The organism is Pseudomonas sp. P4_C3 (assembly GCF_056402075.1).
Genome location: NZ_JBFUIC010000481.1, coordinates 1 through 2,414 on the forward strand (window position 1 = coordinate 1; position 2,414 = coordinate 2,414).

Sequence of the window (2,414 nt, forward strand, 5' to 3'; positions counted from 1 at the left end):
AGGGATCAAAGGAATGTGAAGGAAGGCGAGTATGCGGTTGTTATTGATGATGTTGGTGGGCTGCGCCATACACGCCAAGAGTTGGGCGAGCGCCCCCTTAGACCTGGTCATTCTCTGTGACGCCGGCTATCCACCATATAGCTATGCCGATGGGGATGAGGCCAAGGGGCTTTACACCGATATTCTGCGCAAAGCCTTTACCCGCATGCCGGAATATAACGTGCAAATTTGTCCCGTACCTTGGGCGCGCGGTCTGGCGGAAGTGGCCTTAGCCCACCGGCCTATTTACTTGCAACCACCTGCTTTAGCGCCTCGACAAAGCGCCACAGATCGCTCTTCTGCGTGTAGATGCCCGGCGACACCCGAAGTCCGCTGATGTGCCTGATCTGGCGGAATTTGACATGCACCTGGTGGGTTTTTCGAAGCTCCTGCTCAACCCATCGAGCATCACATTGATCGATAGAGAACAGGCTTACTGCGCCCAGCTCGACGGTATCGAGTGGCGTGTGGAGCCTGAAACCGGGAATGTCTTTGGCGAGGTCAACCCAGTAACGGGTCAGCTTCTGTAGGCGCGCGTGAATGACTCGCGTGCTGATTTGTGCATGGAAACGGATAGCCGGGGCAATGCCCGCCTGTATCGCCGAGTTATAGGTGCCGAGATTCCAGTGGTCGAATTTGTCGATCTGTAGCGGCGGCGGATCGAAAGGCCCCAGCAATGGCCAGGTGCTGTCGATTCGGTCACGCCTCACAATTAGCATGCCATTGCCGACCGGCGCCCCCAGCCATTTGTGGAGGCTGGTGATGAAGTAGTCGCAATCCAGGTCGCGGAAGCTGAGCGGCATCTGCGCAAACGTCTGGGCACCGTCCACCACAGTGACAATCGCCCGCGCTCGGGCTAGCGCACAGATGCGCTTGACCGGCAGGACTCGCCCGGTCCAATGCAGCATGTGGGTCAGCTGGATCACCCGGGTACGCGGGGTAATGGCCTGTGCATACGCTTGCACGATGACATTCTCATCGTCCATCAGGTCGAAGTCGACGGTCACCACTTCGATGCCTTCGCGCTGCTGACGCTGCAACCATCCGGCTATCACGCTCGGATAGTCCCACAGTGAGACCAGCACCTGGTCGCCAGCCTTCAATGGAATGCCGAAGATGGCTGTCGACAAGCCTTCGGATGAGTTGCGGTTCAGGGCGATCTCATCGGGATCGCAATCGGCCATGTCAGCCAGCTGTTGCTTGATCGCAGGGAGCTCGGCGTCGAGCTTGCTCCACATATTGACGTCCGGGTTGTGGCTGATCAGCCGATAGGCATCGATCATGGCCTGCTCTACCACCAGCGGTGGCGGACTCACTGCCGCGTTGTTCAGGTTCAATAGGGGGCGCTGCTCTGGATAGGCTGCGCACACGCGCTCCCAGAATGCTTCCTCAGCGACAGACTTGTCTGACATCAGCTGCACTTCCATTTTCGCTTCTCACCTCTGTTTGAATTGTTTACTTGGGCTTGGGCGCTCGAGTCTTCGAGCGTGCGCGTCTGAGCGTCAATAGGCGGGGCGCTGGGCTCCTCAGCGACTGGCTTATCGTCGCCCATGGATTTGCGGAACCCCCTGATCGTGTCGCCGAGGTCCGACCCCAAGCCTTTCAGGCGCCTGGTTCCGAACAGCATGACCACGATCAACAGGATGATCAGGAGTTTTCCGGTACTGAAGCCACCCAATCCCATTGACTGTACTCCGCGAGTGATTGATCGGTTTGGTGGTGGGGCCGGCGGAGGAAAACCCGTCTGCCGGCGCTAATGCGGTTCGAGTTATTTGACGACGTAGAACTTGCGCACATAGACGCTGCTCTTCCAGGCGCAGGGGGCGCCTCGGGGTACGAACACCGTATCGCCGGTGTTGACCGTCAGATCGATCCCGTCCACCACCTGAAGGGTGACGCTGCCTTCGATCAGGTGCATCAGTTCATGCAGAAGGTGCGGCCTCGCCCCGCGGGTATAGGGTGTCGAGTCCCAGACGCCGATGCGTAGATTGGTCGGTTCTTCGACAAACAAATTGTGTGAGCGACATTGCGGTGGCGGGCTTAGCAGAATTTCTGGCCCCGGTGCCGCCGAGGGAGAGAGCAGGGTTAGCGGGGAGAGCGCGGTGAGCCCGGGATGGCGCTCTTCGACGAGCTGGGTATCCGCGCAGAATGCCCAGAGAGAGTCGGGTTGCGCCTCGATCTGGAGCGACGTACCGCGGGCGATCACGGCGCTGTCGCCGGGATTTAGTTGGAGCCTGTGATCCTGACTCTGCAGGGTGACGCGTCCCGCGTGAACCACGATCGTTTCGCTATAGGGAYAGTCATCGACGTTGAACTGTCCGCTCGCCTGGACCACGCCGGCAGCGATGTCATCCGGCCCGAGATAAGCAATGTGC

General features: G+C 59.2%; 3 protein-coding genes. All 3 read right to left on the bottom strand.

Annotated elements, in window-relative coordinates; translation table 11 throughout:
* Positions 1-281: 281 nt before the first annotated feature.
* The gene (locus tag AC1DVH_RS29605) at positions 282-1,451 is read right to left on the bottom strand and encodes an aminotransferase class V-fold PLP-dependent enzyme (RefSeq protein WP_477756779.1); all 1,170 of its coding nucleotides are present in this window, start codon (positions 1,449-1,451) and stop codon (positions 282-284) included.
* Positions 1,451-1,723, bottom strand: coding sequence for a twin-arginine translocase TatA/TatE family subunit (gene tatA / locus AC1DVH_RS29610; protein WP_477756780.1), 273 nt, complete (start codon positions 1,721-1,723; stop codon positions 1,451-1,453). The genes AC1DVH_RS29605 and tatA overlap by 1 nt, the downstream gene beginning before the upstream one ends.
* An 84-nt stretch (positions 1,724-1,807) precedes the next feature.
* Positions 1,808-2,414 (bottom strand): cupin domain-containing protein (locus AC1DVH_RS29615; RefSeq protein ID WP_477756781.1); only part of this gene is annotated, 607 nt, incomplete at its 5' end.

Bases quoted from the DNA above. Each gene is read 5' to 3' on its own strand.
- AC1DVH_RS29605 (WP_477756779.1), bottom strand. From the start codon at position 1,451: ATGTCAGACAAGTCTGTCGCTGAGGAAGCATTCTGGGAGCGCGTGTGC.
- tatA (WP_477756780.1), bottom strand. From the start codon at position 1,723: ATGGGATTGGGTGGCTTCAGTACCGGAAAACTCCTGATCATCCTGTTG.